Annotated in this window: 15 protein-coding genes; 13 read left to right on the top strand and 2 right to left on the bottom strand. The window is 61.8% G+C overall.

The window, feature by feature from the left end:
* Nucleotides 1-288 precede the first annotated feature (288 nt).
* Both NKI66_RS00425 and NKI66_RS00420 read left to right on the top strand, forming a co-directional pair.
* Nucleotides 289-1,203 carry a DUF2865 domain-containing protein gene (locus NKI66_RS00425; protein ID WP_128305018.1) on the top strand — a complete coding sequence of 305 codons (915 nt, stop codon included), beginning with the start codon at nt 289-291 and terminating at the stop codon, nt 1,201-1,203.
* A 124-nt stretch (nt 1,204-1,327) separates the two neighbouring features.
* On the top strand, nt 1,328-1,564 hold the full coding sequence (locus tag NKI66_RS00420; RefSeq protein WP_013529265.1) for a hypothetical protein: 237 nt from the start codon (nt 1,328-1,330) through the stop codon (nt 1,562-1,564).
* Nucleotides 1,565-1,637: 73 nt separating this feature from the next.
* Here NKI66_RS00420 and NKI66_RS00415 read toward each other — a convergent pair whose 3' ends face one another.
* Nucleotides 1,638-1,988 carry a hypothetical protein gene (locus NKI66_RS00415; RefSeq protein WP_027037074.1) on the bottom strand — a complete coding sequence of 117 codons (351 nt, stop codon included), beginning with the start codon at nt 1,986-1,988 and terminating at the stop codon, nt 1,638-1,640.
* A 190-nt stretch (nt 1,989-2,178) separates the two neighbouring features.
* On the opposite strand from NKI66_RS00415, the gene NKI66_RS00410 reads away from it, so the two are divergent.
* From NKI66_RS00410 to NKI66_RS00365, 10 genes are all read left to right on the top strand, one after another.
* Complete coding sequence (locus NKI66_RS00410) at nt 2,179-6,738, top strand: PAS domain-containing protein (RefSeq protein ID WP_352722438.1); 4,560 nt, start codon at nt 2,179-2,181, stop codon at nt 6,736-6,738.
* A 509-nt stretch (nt 6,739-7,247) separates the two neighbouring features.
* Entirely contained in the window at nt 7,248-8,276 is a 1,029-nt protein-coding gene (locus tag NKI66_RS00405) for a PstS family phosphate ABC transporter substrate-binding protein (RefSeq protein ID WP_023810982.1), read from the top strand.
* Nucleotides 8,277-8,371: 95 nt separating this feature from the next.
* Nucleotides 8,372-9,838: a phosphate ABC transporter permease subunit PstC gene (gene pstC / locus NKI66_RS00400; RefSeq protein WP_023810983.1), complete on the top strand. Its 1,467-nt coding sequence runs from the start codon at nt 8,372-8,374 to the stop codon at nt 9,836-9,838.
* On the top strand, nt 9,835-11,151 hold the full coding sequence (gene pstA / locus NKI66_RS00395; protein WP_023810984.1) for a phosphate ABC transporter permease PstA: 1,317 nt from the start codon (nt 9,835-9,837) through the stop codon (nt 11,149-11,151). Before pstC ends, pstA begins: the two co-directional genes overlap by 4 nt.
* 17 nt (nt 11,152-11,168) lie before the next feature.
* The gene (gene pstB, locus NKI66_RS00390) at nt 11,169-11,987 is read left to right on the top strand and encodes a phosphate ABC transporter ATP-binding protein PstB (RefSeq protein WP_013529271.1); all 819 of its coding nucleotides are present in this window, start codon (nt 11,169-11,171) and stop codon (nt 11,985-11,987) included.
* 26 nt (nt 11,988-12,013) lie between these two features.
* Entirely contained in the window at nt 12,014-12,721 is a 708-nt protein-coding gene (gene phoU / locus NKI66_RS00385) for a phosphate signaling complex protein PhoU (protein WP_023810985.1), read from the top strand.
* Nucleotides 12,722-12,737: 16 nt separating this feature from the next.
* Nucleotides 12,738-13,427, top strand: coding sequence for a phosphate regulon transcriptional regulator PhoB (gene phoB / locus NKI66_RS00380; protein ID WP_010911896.1), 690 nt, complete (start codon nt 12,738-12,740; stop codon nt 13,425-13,427).
* Between the two features lie 534 nt (nt 13,428-13,961).
* On the top strand, nt 13,962-15,386 hold the full coding sequence (gene eglC, locus NKI66_RS00375; RefSeq protein WP_023810986.1) for an endo-1,3-1,4-beta-glycanase EglC: 1,425 nt from the start codon (nt 13,962-13,964) through the stop codon (nt 15,384-15,386).
* 44 nt (nt 15,387-15,430) lie between these two features.
* Nucleotides 15,431-17,188 (top strand): type I secretion system permease/ATPase, encoded by a 1,758-nt coding sequence (locus tag NKI66_RS00370; protein WP_023810987.1) that lies wholly within the window; start codon nt 15,431-15,433, stop codon nt 17,186-17,188.
* Between the two features lie 3 nt (nt 17,189-17,191).
* Entirely contained in the window at nt 17,192-18,511 is a 1,320-nt protein-coding gene (locus NKI66_RS00365; protein ID WP_352750505.1) for an HlyD family type I secretion periplasmic adaptor subunit, read from the top strand.
* Nucleotides 18,512-18,544: 33 nt separating this feature from the next.
* Here the strand turns inward: NKI66_RS00365 and NKI66_RS00360 are convergent, their stop codons facing one another.
* Nucleotides 18,545-19,789: an ROK family protein gene (locus NKI66_RS00360; protein ID WP_023810989.1), complete on the bottom strand. Its 1,245-nt coding sequence runs from the start codon at nt 19,787-19,789 to the stop codon at nt 18,545-18,547.
* 269 nt (nt 19,790-20,058) lie between these two features.
* Between NKI66_RS00360 and xylF the strand changes: the two genes are divergently transcribed.
* Nucleotides 20,059-21,099, top strand: coding sequence for a D-xylose ABC transporter substrate-binding protein (gene xylF, locus NKI66_RS00355; protein WP_023810990.1), 1,041 nt, complete (start codon nt 20,059-20,061; stop codon nt 21,097-21,099).
* Nucleotides 21,100-21,215 lie beyond the last annotated feature (116 nt).

Below are 21,215 nucleotides of genomic sequence, written 5' to 3'. Positions count from 1 at the left end.
GAAGGCCCGGCAAAGGTTTCGAACGCCTGGCGATAATGGCGCATTGATCTCGGTCCGTTGCGTTGCAAATCCTCGGCCACGGTCAGGCTTGCGCTTTCTTTCGAGGTTCGTCTCAATCTTGAAATAAAAATGTAATATCGAATTTACATGAGGTAACGTAGTACAATAGACAATAGGTCCTTCAGGTTGAAACTCTTTAGATTATTAGAAATTACTCATGTAGCTGAAGCTTGCTGAAGTAATGGGCTCTAGATTCCAGTTCTCCGCAAAAAGGACCAAGTTGTCCCGATGATCCGTTTCTGGCCTTCCATGGTGATCGCATTTATTTCACTGGCAGCAGTTTTGTTCGGTACGCTTTCGTCCTACGCGGACAGCTGCGGCGCGATCAGAAGCCAGTTGCTTTCGGCTGGCCGCAGCGGCGGGGCAAGCCCGGAGCTTGCCCCGTTGCGCCGGCAACTTGCAGCCATCCAGACTATCGAGAGACAGCGCCAGTGCACGGCGAAAAGTTCGCTTGGTGGTCTCTTCAACGCCTGCGCCGATCTCGCCAGGAGCCGCTCGGATGTGCAGCGCCGGATCGCTGCCGCCGGGAATTCGGGCCGCGACACAGCGGGCCTGCAGGCGCGCCTCGTCGCGCTTGGCTGTGCGCCTTCAGCAAAGCAACGGCCTGTGCGCGCCGCGCCCAGCACCCAATCGGCGACCACCACGTTCGCCGGCAATGCGATGCTGTTTTGCGTGCGTCTGTCGGACGGGTATTTCTTCCCGGCGCCAAAGTCGCAGTTCGCCGCCAGTGGCGATCTTAAGGAGACGGTCGATCAATGCCGTTACATCTGCGATGACCCCAGCGTCGACCTCTACACGTTGAGCGACGCCAGCCTCGAAACCGACCAGATGACCGCGCTCGACACGCGCAAACCCTATACCGAGCTGCCGGCAGCCTTCAGATATCGCGATGATGCGAATTTCAAGGCATGCGACGTCAAGCGCTACTACCAGCGGGTCACCGAACTGCGAGCCAGGACCGTGACGCCCGCCAACATGCGCAACGCCATTATTCCGCTGCCGACGGCGAAGCCGGATCTCGGCACGGTTGCGGCCGTCGCCGGGATCGATGCCGAAGCCCCAGGTGCGGCCCAGCACCTTTCGATCGAGGCCGGCGAGCGGCCGGTGCGCGTGGTCGGCCCGGCATTTTTCCCGGCCGAATGATCGCCGGTCTTCCCCGATCGGCGATCACCGGTGGCGGCGTGCGTGCTGCGATGCGGTTGCGCGATCCCTCTGGAACAGAGGGGCACTCACGGCGTTGTGATCGACATCAGCCGGGAGGAACGCCGTGGCTACGTTCAGGGAAATGCGGGTGCTGGAGATCGTCGAGGACGACTCGCTGACCACCGAACAGAAAATCGCCGAACTGCGCGAGATCGAATCCGAGGCGCGTGGGTTGCAGCGGGCTGCCTCGGAGGGTCCAATGGACGACGATGACGGTTGGCAGGAAGATCTGCGTCAGGTTCGTCTTGCACTCGACAAGCTCGGAGCGAAGGAGCCGAAAAAAGGCGCTGCTTCCCTGTGAAGGCCGGGTAACCGAGCTATCCGCGGATCGCGTTTTGTTTGATCGAATCCCGCTTTTAGAGACCCGCTCCAATCTAATCACAGACCATGCGAGCTCTCTTGCCGGGCTCGCTGACGTTCCTGCAGGTCAGCGGCTTCGCCGGCGCCGATAGGGACGCCGACGCAGGCAACCTCGTCTGGTGCCGTCTCGGTGCGGCATGGCTGACCTTGCGCTCGGAAAAACGCCGGGGTGGCTGCGGCGCCACCGGAAAAGCGCCGTTTTCGACCTCGGATTGGCCGTAGTCGACATTCGGTGGCGGCCGATCCCAGATGCGCCGGACATCGAGCGGTCTCGGGATGACGACCGTGCCGTCATAACTGCGAGAGCAACCGCCGCCGAAAAGCAGCGCCAGCCCCATGAAAAAAGGCACAATCCGTCCAAGCATCAGCAATACCCCTGCCGTTGCTTATATAGCGGGTTCGACCCTGCCGACAACCGGGCGGATGAAGCAGACCCTGCCGCCCAATCCTGTCTAACCAACCGTTAAGGTTAGCGGATCCTTAATGCTTCTCGGGCACATTCCGCCGACGAACCGCGGAGGAGGGTTCGGCCTTGGTTTTCGGGGTGGGGACGGCATGGCGGAAGCGAACGAAACAATCGGCGCGCGCGGCAAGCGCGAGCCTCGCAGATCCACTGCGCATGGCGATGATGCATCATCGTCCGCCTCTTGCATGGATTCGAACGATGCGCTTCGCCAACTCGTTGAAGCCGGTTCCGACTGGATCTGGGAGACCGACGCCGAACTGCGCTTCTCCTGGCTTTCGCAAAACTACCAGGCAGCCACTGGCACCGATCCGGCAAACGTGCTCGGCCGGTTCCGCTTCGACTTCCTCAACCAGGTCCTTAACGGCGATCGCAGTGGCGCCGCGCATCTGGAGGATCTGCAGGCGCACCGGCCTTTTCGCGACTTCGTCTACGAACTCAAGGGTGGCAACGCCGACTGTCGCTGGGTCTTGACGTCAGGCTTTCCGAAGTTCGACGACGAAGGAAGATTTGCCGGTTATCGCGGCATCGGCCGCAACGTCACGGCACTGGCGGGCGCCTTCAAAGATCCGGGGCCGGGACCATCGGCCTACGGCGAGCCCGACCAGCATCTGGCCGACCTCGAGCGGACCATGGACGCCATGCATATGGGCGTCGTGCTTCTCGATGCCAGGCTCGACACGCTGATCATCAACAAGGCCTATCGCGACCTCTCGAGGATTCCGGACGGCGCTGTTAGCGTCGGCGCTCCGTTCAGCCTGTTGATGGAGCTCAACCGCCGCAGCGGCATCTATGGCGACATCGACGAACAGCAATGGCAGCGCTACCTCGCCACCCGCCTCGACGAGATTCGCGCCGGATCCGTCGCGCCGCGCGAATTTGTCCATGCCAACGGCAGGACGATGATGTTCTCGGTGACGGCGTTGTCCGGGGGCAGGCGGCTGCTGACCTATTATGAGGTTACCGAGATCAAGCAGCGCGATGCGGAGATCAAAAGCGCCAATGCCAAGATCGCAGAGACCTTCGCCAGTCTCCGCACCATGGTCGACCAGATGCCGATCGGTGTCCTCGTCCTCGACGCCAATATGCGCGCGGAGATCATCAACCGTGCTTTCTATGATTTCTGGCAGATCGACGCCCGGCGCGCCGAGATCGGCTGCAGCTTCCGCGATCTGATGGACGCCAGCCGCGACATCGATCCGTTTGGTGCCGACGATGCATCATGGCAGCGGCATGTGGCAGAGCGCGAGGCGGAAATCAGGGCCGGGATCGCCGCCTCGCGGCAGTTCCCGCGCAATGACGGCCGCACCCTGATCTCGTCGATGGCGCCGCTGGCCGGCGGCAAGCGGCTGATCTCCTATGTCGACGTCACCGACATGAAGGACCGGGAGGCCGAACTTGCCGACGCGCTGGAGAAGGCGCGGCTGGCGGAGGCGGTGATCAACGCCGTCAAGGATCCGATCTTCGTCAAGGACGACCATCTGCGCTTCGTCTTCGTCAACGAGGCGTTCGCCGCTCTGTTTGGCCAGACGCCGCAAGCCATGCTCGGCAAGCCCGGCGGCGATTTCCTCCCGGCGAACGCTGTCGCGCTTTTCGAGCAGAGCGAAGGTGAGGTCCTTGCGACCGGGCGGCCGTACGAAGTGGAAGAGAATTTCGAGGTCGATGGCGCCAGCCGATCGCGCATCGTGAGGAAGAGCCGCGTCGGCATGGCCAGCGGCCGCGACTATGTTGCCGGCTTCCTGTTCGACATTTCCGACATGAAGCGCCGCGAGACCGAGGCGCAGGATGCGCGCAAGCATCTCGCCAGCGTTCTGGAATCCTTGCCGGCCGCCGTGATCATCTACGATAGCGACGACAGGTTCGTGTTCGCCAACCGCAAGATCCAGGATACGCTGCCGGCCTTGAAGCCGGCATGGCAGCCCGGCTGCACATTCCGCGAGGCACTCGTTCTGGGCCATGCGAACGGCTATTTCCGCAACAGCGGCGATCCACAAGTCGACCAGCTCTACGACAGCGACCATGACCGCTGGCTGGATGCGATCCTCGCCCGCTACCGCTTGCCCAATTCCTGCTACGAGCGTCATAACCCCGACGGCCGCTGGTACCAGGTCTACGACATGCGGACCGATGATGGCACCTTCATCGGTGTTCGCGTCGACATCTCCGAGATCAAGAGCCGCGAGGCGGCATTGCGCGATTCGATGCGCCAGATCGACCTGTTCCGGCACGTGATGGACGAGTTGCCGGTGGCCGCCTTCATCAAGGCGCAGGACCTGAGCATCGAATTCGTCAACAAGGCCTGGTGCGCGATCACCGGCTTGGCCAAGGAGGATGTCATCGGCCGCACCGACCGGCAGTTGTTCGGTGCGCAGGACGCCGATGGCTACAGCCATGACGACACGCAAGTCGTCGTGACGGGCGCCGTCAAGGAGGTCGAGGAACCCGTCACCCATCGCGACGGTACGGTTCGGCAGTTGATGACGCGCAAGAGCCGCCTGGTGACGCTGGACGGGTCGGTGCATCTGGTCGGTTCGAGCACCGACATCACCGACGTCAAGGCGCGCGAGCGTGCGCTGGAAGAAAGCATGCGCGAGAACGAGGTGTTCCGCAGCCTGATCGACAACGTGCCGGTATCGATCTACGCCAAGCGCTCCGATCTCCGGCAGTTCTATGTCAACAAGGGCTGGTGCGATCTCACGGGCTTCCGCAAGGAAGAGGCTATCGGCAAGACCGACATCGAGATTTTCGGGCCGGATGGCGAGGCTTTCGTCAATGGCGACCTCGCCGTGCTGCGCACCGGCGAAACCCAGGAGGTCGAAGAGACGGTGACGTTGGCCGACGGCAGCGTCAGGCATCAATTCGCCCGCAAGGGCGCGATGATCGCCTCCGATGGCTCGCTCTATTTGATCGGCTCGACCACCGACATAACCGAGCTGAAGATGCGAGAGGCCGAACTGCGCGAGGCGCGTCAGCGCGCCGTGCTCGCCGACCGCGCCAAGTCGGAATTCCTCGCCAATATGAGCCACGAGATCCGCACGCCGATGAACGGCGTGCTCGGCATGGCCGAACTGCTGGCCAAATCGGACCTCGACCCGAAGCAGAAGACGTTTACCGACATCATCGTGAAATCGGGCAATGCGCTGCTCACCATCATCAACGACATCCTGGACTTCTCCAAGATCGATGCCGGTCAGCTGGTGCTCGATCCGGCGCCCTTCAATCTGGCCGAGGCGATCGAGGACGTGGCGACGCTGGTGTCCACACGGGCCAAGGAGAAGGATCTCGAGCTGATCGTTCGTGTCGAGCCTCGGCTCGAGAGCCTGTTCGTCGGCGATGTCGGCCGTATCAGGCAGATCGTCACCAACCTGCTCGGCAACGCGGTGAAATTCACCGATGAAGGCCATGTGCTGGTCGACGTCACCGGCGAGAGTGTTCCAACCGGAACGAAGCTGACGATCTCGGTCACCGATACCGGTATCGGTATCCCCGAGGAAAAACTGAAACTGGTGTTCGAGAAATTCAGCCAGGTCGACACCTCTTCGACGAGGCGACACGAGGGGACCGGTCTCGGCCTCGCCATCACCTCGCGGCTCGTCGAGCTGATGGGCGGCGATATCGGGGTCGAAAGTGCGGAAGGCAAGGGCTCGACTTTCTGGTTCTCGGTGACGCTGCCGAGGGCCGGACAGCAGAACGGACAGCGCATCATGCCGATCGACGTGACCGGTGCGCGTGTGCTGATCGTCGACGACAATGCCGTCAATCGGGCCATCCTGACCGAACAGATGACATCGTGGACGTTCGATTCCTGCGCGGCCGAAAGCGGCGCCGAAGGCCTCAAGGTGCTGATCGCCGCCGCGGCCTATGGCGTGCCGGTCGACTGCGTCGTGCTCGACTACCAGATGCCTGAAATGAGCGGCGCCGAAATGGCGCGGATCGTGCGCAACACCGCCGGTCTTGCCGGCACGCCGATCATCATGCTGACCTCGGTCGACCAGTCGCTCGCCAACACCAGCTATCGCGATCTCGGCATCGATGCCCAGCTGATCAAGCCGGCGCGCTCTTCGGTGCTGCTGGAAACGCTGGTCGCCACCATCCAGCGGCATCGCCACAATACTGGCGACACGCAGCCGCTCGCGGCCGACGCCACTCCAGGCAATGTTGCGCGGCCGCAGCCCTCGGCACCGTCCGAACAGCGGGCGCTGCTGCAGCCGCCTTCGATTCGCCCCCGGCCACCGGTGGCGGCTGGCGGCGACAGGCTGGATATCCTGGTGGCCGAGGACAATGAGGTGAACCAGATGGTGTTCACCCAGATCCTCGGCGAGACCGGTTATGGTTTCGAGATCGTCGGCAATGGCCGCAAGGCGCTCGACGCCTTTGGCCGGCTCAACCCGTGCATGATCCTGATGGATGTCTCCATGCCGGAGATGAACGGTCTCGAAGCAACCGCCGCCATTCGCCGGCTGGAGGAAGAAACCGGCACGCATGTGCCGATCGTCGGCGTCACCGCGCATGCGCTGAAGGGCGACCGCGAGCGCTGCCTGGAGGCAGGCATGGACGACTATCTGCCCAAGCCGATCAGTCCCCGGGCGTTGCTCGAGAAGGTCGAGCGCTGGGTCGGCGCCAGCCGGCAGGCGCAGCGCAACGCCGGATAAGGCCGGCTCTGCCCGAGTGCCGGGAATACGGCGAAGATTCGCGCCCCTGTCAGCGGCCAAGACTATGGTGCGATCGCACCATATGAAAGGCGGCATCCAGCCGAGACAATGGCGACATACGAATTCCGCTCTTCCCAGTTACGGGCGGGAGCAGCGACCGCCGGCATGAGACAGCGTCAACCTACCCCAACGGACCTGTTTTCGGCGATGGCCCGGCCACGACACCGTCTGGCTGAGAGCAACGCGCTCCCGTCCGGCTTTTCTTCATAAAGGCCGGCTGATCTCCAAATCGCCGGCCAGCCTCGACCGAATCGAGCAAGTCCCTGATTCCGGTGACAAAGCCGGGCTGCGTCGGGAGTGCCGGCCAGGCGGCATTCTGCTCATCCCGATGACGCGTTACCGGGGTGACATCAAACTGTCATGCGACTGTTATAATCGAAGGCTATTGGCCTCAGCGGGTGCCGACTGACGAGCGCCGAGAGACCATCTTCCGAACAGGAGCAGGCCACATGAAGAAATTCCTCTATACGGCGTCGGCCGCTGCGCTTGCGCTCGCCGCGACGTCCGGCTTCGCCGCTGCGCGCGACCAGATCCAGGTCGCCGGGTCATCGACCGTGTTACCTTATGCCAAGATTGTCGCCGAGCAGTTCGGCGAAACATTCACCAACTTCAAGACCCCGGTCGTCGAATCCGGCGGCAGCGGCGCGGGCATCAAGGAATTCTGCAAGGGCGTCGGCGAAGACACAATCGACATCGCCAACTCGTCGCGTCCGATCAAGGCGGACGAACTCAAGTCCTGCGCCGACGCCGGCGTGAAAGAAGTCCAGGAAGTCCGGATCGGCTATGACGGCATCGTCTTCGCCACCGACATCAAGGGCCCGGATTGGGCGCTGGTTCCCGCCGACATCTACAAGGCGCTCGCGGCCAAGCTGGTCGTCGACGGCAAGCTGGTCGACAATCCGAACACCAAGTGGAGCCAGGTCAATCCGAAGCTGCCCGACTGGGACATCGCCGCCTACATTCCGGGCGAAAAGCACGGCACGCGCGAAGTGTTCGAGACCAAGCTCCTCGATGCCGGCTGTGACAAGGCTGCTCTCAAGGCTGCCGGCATTGCCGACGACAAGGAAATCGGCAAAACCTGCATCGCCATCCGCAAGGACGGCAAGGCCGTCGACATCGATGGCGACTATACCGAGACGCTCGCCCGCATCGACTCCAACAAGACCGGCGTCGGCGTGTTTGGCCTCGCCTTCTATGAAAACAATGCCGACAAGCTGAAGGTCGCCACCGTGGAAGGCATCGTGCCTTCGACCGAGACGATCGCCAGCGGCAAGTATCCCGTCTCGCGCCCGCTGTTCTTCTACGTCAAGAAGGCGCATCTGGGCGTCGTTCCCGGCCTCAAGGAATATGTCGAGTTCTTCCTTGACGACCAGATGGTTGGCCCGGAAAGCCCGCTCGCCGAATACGGCCTCGTTGCTGCTCCGGATGCCGAGCGTCAGGCCCAGCGTGACGCTTTCGCCGCCGGAAAGTCGATGTAATCAGCTGCCGCACCGGGGTGCGGGCCAATCCCGCGCCCCGGTTTCATCGCAGGCCGCAATGGCGGCTGCGTAAGAATTTCTCTTGGGGTGGGTCCATGTCGTCCTTGCTCGTACTGGCCATCGTCGTTGCCGTCGGCCTGGTTGCCTTTTTCATCGGCCGGCAACGTGCCGCGGCCCAGGACAATGGCAAGGTCAAGCCGCATTCGCGCGCCCACTATCATGGCTGGTGGGCCTTCCTGCTCGCCGTTCTGCCTGCTCTTTTGCTGCTTGCCGTCTGGACCGTCGGGTCTTCCATCTATCTGGACCGACACATTCACGCTGCCTTGCCCGAGCGCACCGTCGACAGCAAGGTTGCCAGTGAGGCACTGGATGTCAGCCTGGTAAAGAGCCTCGCCAGGGGCCTGCGCAAACTCGATGCAGGCACACTGGCCGCAATGCCTGCCAGCTTTGCCGAGCTGCAGCCGCTCCTCGCCGCCAAGGGTGTGGCACTGGCGAGCGACACGCAGGATTACATGATCCCGATCGCCGTCGAGGCGAACAAGGTCCAGGACCGGCTCGGCCTGTTCGGCGCCATTGTCATTCTCGTTTCCTCGATCGCCGGCGCCTTCTATGCGCTCAGGCAGATCGAGCCGCGCGCCAGGGCACGCAACAATGTCGAGAGGCTGATGCTGTGGGGGCTGCTTGCCGCCTCCACCATCGCTATCCTGACCACCATCGGCATCGTGCTTTCGATGCTGTTCCAGACGATCACCTTCTTCGAAAGCGTCTCGCCGATGAGGTTCTTCTTCGGCACCGTCTGGGATCCGCGTTTTTCCGCTGCCGGTTCGGGCGGCAGCCAGGGCCAGTTCGGCCTGATCCCGCTTCTTGCGGGCACGCTCTACATCGCCGCCGTCGCACTGCTGGTTGCGGTGCCGGTGGGGCTGATGTCGGCTGTCTACATGGCCGAATATGCAACGCCCAGGGTGCGCTCGGTGGTCAAGCCGGCGCTTGAACTGCTGGCCGGCATACCGACCATCGTCTATGGCATCTTCGCCGTCGTCACGCTTGGGCCATTCCTGCGCGATCTGTCCGCGGCACTGACCGGCGGTTCGCCCTTCATCCAGGGCCAGAGCATCTTCACCGCCGGCCTGGTCATGGGCGTCATGCTGATCCCGGTCGTGTCCTCTCTTTCGGACGACATCATAACCGCGGTGCCGCGCGCCATGCGCGACGGGTCGCTTGGCCTCGGCGCGACCCGCTCCGAGACGATCAAGCGGGTGATCCTGCCGGCTGCACTGCCCGGCATCGTCGGCGCCATCCTGCTGACTGCCTCGCGCGCCATCGGCGAAACGATGATTGTCGTGCTGGCGGCGGGCGTCGCCGCTAACCTCACCATCAACCCGTTCGAGGCGATGACGACCATCACCGTCAAGATCGTCAACCAGCTCACCGGCGACCTCGAGTTCAATTCGCCGCAGACGCTGGTCGCCTTCGCGCTCGGCCTGACGCTGTTCGCGCTGACGTTGGTGATGAACATCGTCGCGCTCTACATCGTGCGCAAATATCGGGAGCAGTACGAATGACCGACATTTCCATGGATACGATGGTCAGGGCGGCGGCCCATCCGCGCCGCGACATCGGCCTGAAGGCCCGTTACGCTGCCGAGCGCCGATTCCGCATCTATGGCGTCGTGGCGATTTCCGTAGGCCTGGCGTTCCTGGCAATCATGCTGATCACCATCGTCTCGAAAGGCTACACCGCCTTCTGGCAGACGACGGTATCACTGCCGATCTCGTTCGACGAGAAGGTGATCGATCCTTCCGGCAAGCGCGCAACCGATCCGAGCGTTCTGATCAAGGCGAATTATCCCAAGCTCGCCGAAAACGCGCTGGTGGCCAAGCTCGGCATCAATCCCGACGACAAGCCGGCGATCAAGCAGCTCAAGGGCTTCCTGTCGGAAGGCGCCCGCGTCCAGTTGCGCGACATCGTTGCCGCCGATCCGTCCGTGATCGGCACGACGCGCGACGTCAACATCCTCGCCGCCGCCAATCTCGACTCGGCTTTCAAGGGTCAGATCGACCTCAGCGTCGAGGAAGCGCGACGCAAGGTCTCGGACCAGCAGATCACCTGGATGAACAAGCTCAAGGCCGAGGGCGCGATGGCCGAGCACTTCAACAGCGGCCTGTTCACCTACGGCGCCTCCAGCCGCCCGGAAACCTCGGGCATGGGCGTGGCGATCATCGGCTCGTTCTATATGATGGTGATCGTGTTGCTCCTGGCGCTGCCGATCGGCGTCGCCGCCTCCATCTATCTGGAGGAGTTCGCCAAGAAGAACCGTTTCACCGACCTTATCGAGGTCAACATCAACAATCTGGCCGCGGTGCCGTCAATCGTCTTCGGCTTGCTCGGCCTCGCGGTGTTCATCAATTTCCTGGGCATGCCGCGCTCCGCCGCTTTCGTCGGCGGCCTGGTGCTGACACTGATGACGCTGCCGACGATCATCATCGCCACGCGCGCCGCACTTGCCGCGGTGCCGCCGTCGATCCGCTCGGCGGCTCTCGGTCTTGGCGCCTCCAAGATGCAGATGGTGTTCCAGCACATCCTGCCGCTTGCCGCGCCCGGCATCCTCACCGGCACCATCATCGGTCTGGCGCGTGCGCTCGGCGAAACCGCGCCTCTGCTGCTGATCGGCATGGTCGCCTTCGTCGCCGATCCACCGACGACGCCTTTCGATCCGGCCACCGCGCTGCCGGTGCAGATCTATATGTGGGCGAACGAGGCCGAACGCGCCTTCGTCGAGCGCATGTCGGGCGCCATCATCATCCTGCTCGTCTTCCTCATGGCCATGAACATCACCGCGATCGTGCTTCGGCGTCGGTTCGAGCGGCGCTGGTAGAAAAAAGGCATCTTGGTATGAACATCATGACCGAACAGTCCCTTGAAAACGCAGTGGGCGACAAGATGAAGTCGAACGAAGTAATCAAAATGCGCGGCGACAAGGTCGGCGTGTTCTATGGCGAGAAGCAGGCGCTGTTCGACGTCGATCTCGACGTCCGCCTGAACCAGGTGACGGCGCTGATCGGCCCCTCCGGCTGCGGCAAGTCCACCTTCCTGCGCTGCCTCAACCGCATGAACGACACCATCGATTCAGCACGGGTAACCGGCAAGATAACGCTCGACGAAGAAGACATCTACGACAAGAACATCGATGTCGTCGAACTCAGGGCGCGCGTCGGCATGGTGTTCCAGAAACCCAATCCGTTCCCCAAATCGATCTACGAGAACGTTGCCTATGGTCCGCGCATCCACGGATTGGCCAAGCGCAAGGCCGACATGGATCAGATCGTAGAGTCGAGCCTGAAGAAGGCGGCGATCTGGAACGAGGTCAAGGACCGTTTGCAAGAACCTGGCACGGGTCTTTCCGGTGGCCAGCAGCAGCGTCTGTGCATTGCACGCGCCATCGCCGTGTCACCCGAGGTGATCCTGATGGACGAACCGTGTTCGGCGCTCGACCCGATCGCCACTGCTCGCGTCGAGGAACTGATCGACGAACTGCGTCAGAACTATACCATCGTCATCGTCACCCATTCGATGCAGCAGGCAGCACGCGTGTCGCAGCGCACCGCGATGTTCCATCTAGGCTATCTGGTCGAGGAGGGCGCCACCGACAAGATGTTCACCACCCCCGACGACAAACGCACCCAGGACTACATCACCGGCCGGTTCGGCTGAGCTCAGGCATACGAGGGACGAAGATCATGGGTGAACATACCGTCGCATCTTTCGATGAGGATCTGGAGCAGATCAGCCAGCTGATCCGCGACATGGGCGATCTCGCCTGCTCGATGGTCAGTGGCTCGACCAGGGCTTTGCTCAATTCGGACAATGCGCTGGCGCAGCGCGTGGTTTCCGATGATGCCATCATGGATGCACGCCAGCGCGAGCTGGACGATCGCGCCATCACGCTGATCGCCAAGCGCCAGCCAATGGCCAACGATCTGCGTGCGGTGGTCGGTTCGATCCGCATGGCCGGCGACCTTGAGCGCATCGGCGACCTTGCCAAGAACATCGCCAAGCGCGTCGGCACTGTCGGGCTGAGTGTCACGCCGCACGACCTTTCGCATTCGATCGACGCGATGGCGCAACTGGTGCTGATCCAGGTGCAGGGGGTCGTCGACGAGTATGCCGCCGCCGACCCGGCAGCGCTTGCCACGCTCAGAAACAATGACGAACGCATCGACGTCAAATACACCTCGGTGTTCCGTGAGCTGCTGACCTACATGATGGAAGATCCCCGCAACATCACGGCGTGCACGCACCTGTTGTTCTGCGCCAAGAACCTCGAGCGGATCGGCGACCACGTGACCAACATCGCCGAAAATGCCTACTATGTTTTGACCGGCACGCAGCTGCCAGCCAATCGTCCGAAGCAGGACGAGACGGCAATGTCCGCGCCAGCGGCATAACAGGGGTGACCAGCCGATGATCGCACCACGCATCATGGTGGTGGAGGATGAGGAGCCGCTAGGCGTGCTGCTCCGCTACAATCTTGAATCCGAAGGTTACCAGGTCGAGGTGGTGACGCGCGGCGACGAGGCCGAAATCCGGCTGCAGGAGAACGTTCCCGATCTTCTGGTGCTCGACTGGATGGTGCCTGCGGTTTCCGGTATCGAACTCTGCCGGCGCCTGCGAATGCGTCCCGAGACCGAGCGGCTGCCGATCATCATGCTGACCGCGCGAGGCGAGGAAAGCGACCGCGTGCGCGGCCTGTCGACCGGCGCCGACGACTATCTGGTCAAGCCCTTCTCGACGCCGGAGTTCATGGCCAGGGTCAAGGCGCTGCTGCGCCGGGCCAAGCCGGAAGTGCTGTCCAGCGTGCTAAAGGTCGGCGACATCGTGCTCGATCGCGAGTCGCACCGGGTCTATCGCAAGAAGAGCGAGATCCGGCTCGGGCCGACCGAGTTCCGCCTGCTCGAATTCATGATGCGCCATCCAGGCCGCGTGTTCTCGCGCAGCCAGCTGCTCGACAATGTCTGGGGCGAAACGATCTACATCGACGAGCGCACGGTCGACGTGCATGTCGGCCGGCTGCGCAAGGCGGTCAACAATGGCCGGATGCCGGACGTCATCCGCACGATCCGCGGGGCGGGCTACGCGATCAGGGAAGACTAGGTGCTGTTTCGTCCCGATAGATCGGGAAAACTCGATTAGCACGCGGTCGCCAACAGCCGGTGGAATGTTGCACTCGTCTCATCAATGGGGAGCGAGCACGTGACGCCAGGAGCGGTCATCCTCATCAGGTTTCGAATGACTGCATTTGGGCCAAAGCGACAGGCAGCTTCTCGCGTCCCTCGATCTCCCAAACTCTCTATTGGGCCCCGGCTGGCCAAGAGGCACGGCGAATTACTTGATAGGTCGCCATCTTTCCCGCAGACTCCAACCAGAAAGCCACGCAAGAATGCATTTGAGTTAATTTAGATATACGTTCGTCGAATGACGCGCATTCTGCAGAAATATACAATTTTAATAAATTTACTTCAAATTATTGCGAGTCCTCTCCTCTTTATTCATCGCTTGTCCGTCGATTGTTCAATGCGATCTCGGATCTAATGACGATTCCGTGGAACGATCTCGTTCTTTGCAGCGTTGCTTGGAAGCGGTCGCCGGACCTTTGACCAGGTCGGACACCATGAGGAAGGATTTCTGATGAGCACGGTCTTAAACGCCAAGGGCATCCCTCTTGCCTACACCGGCGCTTCCACTCATTGGTTCTCGGCCACCGGGTCTGGACCGGAACTGCATGGCACCTCCGGCAACGACTCCTTCTGGGGAGATACCGGCGTCAATGTCACGATCTACGGTGGCGCCGGCGACGACTACTATCATCTCTATTCCACCAACAATAAGGTGGTCGAGGATCCTGGGGCAGGGATCGACACGATCGACACATGGATGAGCTACAAGCTCCCCGACAATTTCGAGAACCTCGTCGTTACCGGCGCCAATCGATTTGCGTTCGGAAATGCGTTGGACAACATCATCAAGGGCGGGTCGGGTCACCAGACGCTGGATGGCGGCAAGGGAAATGATGTCCTGATCGGCGGTGATGGCGCCGATACTTTCGCCATTTCCAAAGGTAATGGAAGTGATCTTATCTTCGATTTCGGTGCGACCGATGCGGTCCGCCTTGACGGTTACGACTTCACTTCGTTCGATGCCGTCCGTTCACAGATGGTCCAGGTGGAATCGAACGTGATGCTGAACCTCGGATCCGACGAGATCCTGGTGTTCAAGAATACGACCATCGACAAGTTGCAGCCCACCCAGTTCGAACTTCCGATCGACAAGTCCGCAATGACGCTGTCCTTCTCCGACGATTTCAACACGCTGAGCCTTCGGGACGGGCAGGACGGCACCTGGAATTCCAATTTCTGGTGGGGAGCGCCGAACGGCAGCACGTTGAGCAGCAATGGTGAGTTGCAGTGGTATATCGACGCCAATTATGGCCCGACGAGTTCGGTCCATCCGTTCAGCGTTGAGAACGGCGTCCTCACCATCACCGCCGCGCAGGCGCCGGAGGACATCAAGCCTCTGATCAACAACTACGAATACACCTCGGGGATCCTGACGACCCACGACACCTTCTCGCAAACCTACGGCTATTTCGAAATGCGGGCGGATCTCCCTGAAACAGCCGGAGCCTGGCCGGCGTTCTGGCTGCTTCCGGAGGACGGCTCGTGGCCGCCGGAGCTGGACGTTGTCGAAACGCGTGGCCAGGACCCGAACACGCTCTACATGACGGCGCATTCCAATGAGACGGGAGCGCACACGAAGGTTTCGTCAACGGTGAACGTTGCGGATACCGACGGTTTCCACACCTATGGCCTACTCTGGACGAAGGATGAGCTTGTCTGGACCTATGATGGTGTAAAGGTCGCTCAAGCAGCGACGCCGGCCGACATGCACGATCCCATGTATATGCTGGCCAATCTCGCGGTGGGCGGCATTGCCGGCCAGCCTCCTGACCATCTGGCTACGCCAGCGGAGATGAAGATCGACTACATCCGCGCCTATACGCTGGACGACCTGCAGCACCACCCCTTGGACATCGCCGGCGACCATTCGGTCTAAGCGACGCCCTAATGTTGGGGCCATGAGCCGTTAGGAGCGCGGGAATGATTGCACGGTCTGATCTGCGGGCAGTCTTGAGGCGCGCCCTCGCCGATGTCGGCGTTTTTTCGTTCCTCATCAACATCCTGCTATTGGTGATCCCCCTTTATCTCTTGCAGGTCTATGACCGCGTCCTGCCTTCCTCCAGCGTCGAGACGCTTCTTTACCTCTCTGCTATCGCGGTTCTCGCACTCGCCTTTCTCGGTCTCCTTGATGCGGTCCGCTCCGTTTACACGCAGCGCGTTGCAGCCATTGTCGACAACAGACTGGGCGCGAGGACATTCGCCGTCTCGCTGGAGGCTAAGTACGCTGCGGGAGCGGCCCTGTCTCCACTGCGCGACCTTGCCTCGGTATGCGCCTTCATCAGGTCACGTGGCGCGGCGGTCTTGTTCGACCTGCCGTTTGCTCCGTTCTTCCTCGCCCTGCTGTACCTCATCCATCCTTTGCTGTTCTGGCTTACGCTGGCGGGATCTGGTCTGTTGCTTGCGCTGGTCGTGGCAAATCAGTTTGCCATCGGCAAGAATGATGCCTTGTCGGCGGAACGCTCGGCTGTTGCCAGCCTGTCGGAGCAGGCCTTTGCCCGGAATGCAGAGACGCTGCGCGCCATGGGCATGATCCAAAACGCCGCGCGAGTGTGGGGAAGGCACGTGGCGGAGGCGCTAGTCCTGCATGACCGTTCGTCGATGGCCAACGCGATTTTCAGTGGAACGTCGCGAGCCGTACGCATGATGCTTCAGCTGGCAATACTGGGTGTCGGAGCATGGCTCGTGCTGCAAGGGAAGATGACGGCCGGCATGATCTTCGCGTCTTCCCTGGTGTCGTCCCGCGCGCTGCAGCCGCTCGACCAACTGATCGGGTCATGGCGGCAGATCGTCGACGCCAGACGATCGTGGAAGCGGTTGGACAAGGCGTTTTCCGCCCATCCGGCGCTTGCGCAAAAACTGACCTTGCCGGACCCGTCCGGCGAAATTGTCGTGCAGGGCCTCATCTTTGTCGCGCCGAACGCCACACCCGGCACCGAACCCATCATCAAGAGACTGAATTTCCGCATCGGCGCAGGCGAAGCGGTGGCGATAATAGGTCCGAGCGGAGCCGGCAAGTCCACCCTGGCAAGATTGCTTGTCGGTGCGATTCAGGCAACCAGCGGCTGCGTCAGGATTGATGGCGCCGATCTCAGAACCTGGGACGAGAAGCAGCTTGGCCGGCATATCGGATATCTCGCTCAGGAGGTGGAGCTCTTTCCCGGATCGATCGCGGAAAATGTCGCCCGCTTTGAACCCGATGCGAATGACGCCTCTATCGTCGAGGCAGCAAAGAATGCCCGGGCGCATGAGCTGATACTGGAGCAGCGAGACGGCTATCAGACCAGAATAGGTTCGTCGGACAGAACACTGTCGGGCGGCGAACGCCAAAGGATCGGGCTGGCGCGCGCTTTTTACGGCAATCCGCATGTTCTCGTTCTGGATGAGCCCAGTACCCATCTCGACGGCAGCGGCGAAGCCGCGCTCGAAGAAGTGCTTGCCGCCGCGAAAGCGGCGGGCGTTACGACAATCGTGATAACGCACCGCCCTTCGGTCGCCGCAGCCTGCGACCGCGTGATGCTTCTACGCAGCGGAGTGATCGCAGCCTTCGGTCCAAGCGGCGACGTGATGCGGCAGCCAATCGCCGGCATCGGCCTTGCCCCACAGCGCAGCATGGCGGTGACAGGGTCTTTTGCAACGACGAACCGCGGCACCCCTCATAGTGTCCGCTTTGGATCGTAGAAGATGACAGCACAGAGCCTCGTCCGGGAAGGCACAGCACGCACCGACATTCGCCGGGTGGCATTCGCCGGATACGCGGCAATGGCGATATTGATGGGTTGCTTTGGCTATTGGGCAGTCAGTGCACCGTTGTCCGGCGCGGTCATCACGCAAGGCACAATCTCGGCGACAGGCGGGAACATCCTCATCCAGCATCCCGAGGGCGGCATCATCCAAGAGTTGCTCGTCCATGAGGGTGATCGGGTGCAACAGGCCCAGGAACTGATCCTGCTGGATCGAACAGCCGCGCAAGCCGAACTCAACCGGCTGACGAGACAGTCGATCGCGTTGAAGGCCAGCGCCTCGCGGCTGGAGGCGGAACGCGACGGGTTGGATCGGCTTGCGCCAATCACAGAGGCTGCGCCGGCACCGTTCCAGCACAATTTCGAGGTCCTGGTTCAAGAACAGCAGAAGGAATTCAACGCCAGGCTCGCCCGATTTCGATCGGAACAATCGATCCTCAGGCAACGGGTTGCCATGCATCGCCAATCGGTCGTCGGGTTGCAGGCCCAGAAACAGGCCATTGAGCAACAGGCCGAAATCGTGAAGAAAGAACTGGGCATCAAGACCAGCCTTTTGGACAAGGGCCTCACCAATCGCACTGAATATTCACAGCTTTTGCGTAGCGAGGCCGATCTCGTCGGGCAGGCAGGGGCGCTGGAGGCAAATCTTGCATCGGCCAACACCCAGATCGTCGAAGCGCAGCAGCAGATAGAGCGCCTGACCACGCAACGCGTGGAGGAAGCCCTGACGAAACTCGACGAGGTACGTTCTTCGCTGGCTGACATTGACGAACAGATGCGGGCATCCGAGGCAGTGCTGCGGCGGACGACGATCAAGGCGCCGGCGGCGGGCATCGTGGTATCGTCCACCTACAATTCCAAGGGCAGCGTGATTGCCCCCGGCGAGAAGATCATGGAGATTCTGCCTACGGCATCGGGCTTGATCGTCGATGCACGGCTGCCGCCGAAAGACATTGACCAGGTTCGTGTCGGCCAGCCGGCAAGACTGCGACTATCAGCGTTGAACATGCGGCTCACCCCCGAGATTTCAGCCATGGTGACACAGGTTTCCGCAGATCGGCTCATCGATCAGGCTACGCATGAACCCTATTTCCGCGCCAAGCTGAAGATTGCCGCCAACTTGCCGCCCGGCGTGAAAGCGGAGCAGCTTTACCCTGGAATGCCGGTAGAAGCGTTCATCGGCACCGGCGAACGGACTTTCTTCGAGTATCTCGTACGGCCGATGCGCGATTCCTTCGCGCGCGCTTTCACGGAGCGGTAGATGTTGCGGACCGCGCAATTTTGACCCTGGCCCTCACGCCACGCTCTTTCCGGCGCTCCCTCTCGCCTGCACGCCCGGCGCAAAAATCTCCTGATCGACGAAGATCAATGCCCGCATGGCGCAGCCTTCGCGGATCAGCGGCAGTTCGTTCGGCTCGGTGTCGAAGGAAATCGATTTGGAATGCTGGCCGCCGGCGGTCTGGGCAATCGCTTGCCGCAATGCCGGCTCGATCAGGTCGAAGGCGGCGGCGCTGACACCGACCATGGCGACCGGCGCCGGATCGATCAGCGCGAACAGGCTGCCGAGGCCGTAGCCGAGCGCTTCGCCGGCCTTGCGATAGGCTTCCCGTTCGGGTCCGTCACCTTCGCGGGCCGCGGCAGCCAGGGCGCGCATGTCGGCGTCGCTGACATCGGCGACGGGTTCTGCATCCTCGCCCATCTGCCTGGCGTTGCGCCAGATGGCGTAATTGCCCGCATAGGCTTCGACGCAGCCGCGCCGTCCGCAGCGGCAGAGCGCGCCGTTCGGCCGATGGATCATGTGGCCGAATTCGCCGCCCGAGGAATGGGTGCCGGTGAACAATTCGCCCTTCAGCACCAGGCCCATGCCGATGCCGTGCGACAAAAGGATAGCGATGAAATCGTCGCGGTAACGATCGGGGTCGCGCCACCGCAGCGCCACCGCCATCATGTTGCAGTCGTTCTCCATTATGGCGGGGATGCCGAACGCGTCTTCGAATATGTCAGCGAAGGCGATATCGGTGTGCGGCGTGATCGGCGACCACAGCATGGCGCGGGCACGGGTGTCGGTAATGCCCTGGATCGCCAGCGCGATGCGGGCGATGCTGCGCACGTCCAGGTCGGGATCTGCCAGGCGGCGCCGCACGATTGCCGTGCATTCACCGATCAGCGACTCGCGCGACATCGTCAGCGTGTCCAGCCGGCGCTGTTCCTCGGATACTACCTGGCCGGCATAGTCGATGACGGCGACGGAGAGGAAGTTCAGCGACAGCACCACGGTCATTACCGCGGCCGCTTCCGGATTGAGGCTGAGGCCGACCTGCGGCCGGCCGCGTTTGAGCGAGCCGGCCTCGCTCGGCTTGCTTTCGGTCAGGATGCCTTCGACGATCAAGTCGGAGGAAATCGCCGAGATGGTCGAATGGCTGAGGCTTGTGGTCGCGGCGATTTCGGTGCGGGACGGTTGTCCGGCCTGGCGCACGGCCGCAATTACCATCGCCCGGTTGCGGCGACGCAGATCGTCGTGGCGGATTCCGACCGACATGTTCTTTCACGTCCTCCCGGTCGCCGCGGTTCTTCCTGCCCTGGAACGCTGTCGGTGACGCAGGTAAATACTGGCAGAAGCTGCACGCCCTGTCATTTATTTATTCCGAGACTCGAAAAAAACTCGAAATGACATCAAAATCCATCAGAATCGATGTTGACAGCGTTCGGACGTTGGCCCAGTGTTTTTTCGAGGCTCGAAAAAATAGGGCTTCTGTGCCGGCCCTCGGGTCAGTTTGGTCGCGCCATACGCGGCGCAGGGAGGATAATATGAAAAGATTCACAGCCGCCATCCTGGCGGGTGCCGCCATGTCGCTGACGCTCGCGTCTGTCGCGCAGGCGAAGGACAAGGTCGTCGGCGTTTCGTGGTCCAATTTCCAGGAAGAGCGTTGGAAGACCGACGAGGCCGCCATGAAGACGGCGATCGAGGCCGCCGGCGACAAGTACATCTCCGCCGATGCGCAGTCCAATCCCGGCAAGCAGCTCACCGATGTCGAAAGCCTGATTTCGCAGGGCGCCAATTCGCTGATCATCCTGGCGCAGGACGCCTCGGCCATCGGCCCTGCGGTGCAGAAGGCGCTGGACGAAGGCATTCCGGTCGTCGGCTATGACCGGTTGATCGAAAACAAGGACGTCTTCTATCTGACCTTCGACAACAAGGAAGTCGGCCGCATGCAGGCCCGCGAAGTGTTCAAGGTCAAGCCGGAAGGCAACTACGTCTTCATCAAGGGCTCCGGTGCCGATCCCAATGCCGACTTCCTGTTCTCGGGCTCGATGGAAGTGCTCAAGGAAGCCATCGACAGCGGCAAGATCAAGAATGTCGGCGAAGCCTACACGGATGGCTGGCTGCCCGCCAACGCCCAGAAGAACATGGAACAGTTCCTGACCGCCAACGACAACAAGGTCGACGCGGTGGTCGCGGCCAATGACGGCACCGCCGGTGGCGTCGTCGCGGCGCTGACGGCGCAAGGCCTTGCCGGCACAGTGCCGGTCTCGGGTCAGGACGGCGACCACGCCGCGCTGAACCGTATCGCGCTCGGCACGCAGACCGTTTCGGTATGGAAGGACGCGCGTGAGCTCGGCAAGACCGCCGCCGAGATCGCTTCGCAGCTCGCAGACGGCAAGAAGACCGGCGACATTGCCGGCGCCAAGGACTTCACGACGCCGGGCGGCAACACCGTCAAGTCGCTGTTCCTGACCCCGATTGCCATCACCAAGGACAATCTCAACCTCGTCATCGACGCTGGCTGGATCAAGAAGGAAGAAGTCTGCACGGGCGTCGCTGCCGGCACCGTCGCGGCCTGCAACTAAAAGCTGGCTTGTGCCTGCATTCTCAACGCCGCGGCCCAAAAGCCGCGGCGTTTTCTCAAAAACTTTTGTGTTTCCGCATCATGCGGATAGCTTCTAGGCTGGGCTCCGGCATGCGC

Source organism: Mesorhizobium sp. M0518 (assembly GCF_040321125.1).
Classification (GTDB): domain Bacteria; phylum Pseudomonadota; class Alphaproteobacteria; order Rhizobiales; family Rhizobiaceae; genus Mesorhizobium.
The sequence above is the reverse complement of the archived record's forward strand: the minus strand, read 5'-3'. Positions and strand labels throughout refer to the sequence as shown.

Excerpts from the sequence above, each read along its gene's own strand:
- NKI66_RS00425 (WP_128305018.1), top strand. The coding sequence starts at position 289 with ATGATCCGTTTCTGGCCTTCCATGGTGATCGCATTTATTTCACTGGCA.
- NKI66_RS00415 (WP_027037074.1), bottom strand. The coding sequence starts at position 1,988 with ATGCTTGGACGGATTGTGCCTTTTTTCATGGGGCTGGCGCTGCTTTTC.
- NKI66_RS00410 (WP_352722438.1), top strand. The coding sequence starts at position 2,179 with ATGGCGGAAGCGAACGAAACAATCGGCGCGCGCGGCAAGCGCGAGCCT.
- NKI66_RS00405 (WP_023810982.1), top strand. The coding sequence starts at position 7,248 with ATGAAGAAATTCCTCTATACGGCGTCGGCCGCTGCGCTTGCGCTCGCC.
- pstC (WP_023810983.1), top strand. The coding sequence starts at position 8,372 with ATGTCGTCCTTGCTCGTACTGGCCATCGTCGTTGCCGTCGGCCTGGTT.
- pstA (WP_023810984.1), top strand. The coding sequence starts at position 9,835 with ATGACCGACATTTCCATGGATACGATGGTCAGGGCGGCGGCCCATCCG.
- pstB (WP_013529271.1), top strand. The coding sequence starts at position 11,169 with ATGAACATCATGACCGAACAGTCCCTTGAAAACGCAGTGGGCGACAAG.
- phoU (WP_023810985.1), top strand. The coding sequence starts at position 12,014 with ATGGGTGAACATACCGTCGCATCTTTCGATGAGGATCTGGAGCAGATC.
- phoB (WP_010911896.1), top strand. The coding sequence starts at position 12,738 with ATGATCGCACCACGCATCATGGTGGTGGAGGATGAGGAGCCGCTAGGC.
- eglC (WP_023810986.1), top strand. The coding sequence starts at position 13,962 with ATGAGCACGGTCTTAAACGCCAAGGGCATCCCTCTTGCCTACACCGGC.
- NKI66_RS00370 (WP_023810987.1), top strand. The coding sequence starts at position 15,431 with ATGATTGCACGGTCTGATCTGCGGGCAGTCTTGAGGCGCGCCCTCGCC.
- NKI66_RS00365 (WP_352750505.1), top strand. The coding sequence starts at position 17,192 with ATGACAGCACAGAGCCTCGTCCGGGAAGGCACAGCACGCACCGACATT.
- NKI66_RS00360 (WP_023810989.1), bottom strand. The coding sequence starts at position 19,789 with ATGTCGGTCGGAATCCGCCACGACGATCTGCGTCGCCGCAACCGGGCG.
- xylF (WP_023810990.1), top strand. The coding sequence starts at position 20,059 with ATGAAAAGATTCACAGCCGCCATCCTGGCGGGTGCCGCCATGTCGCTG.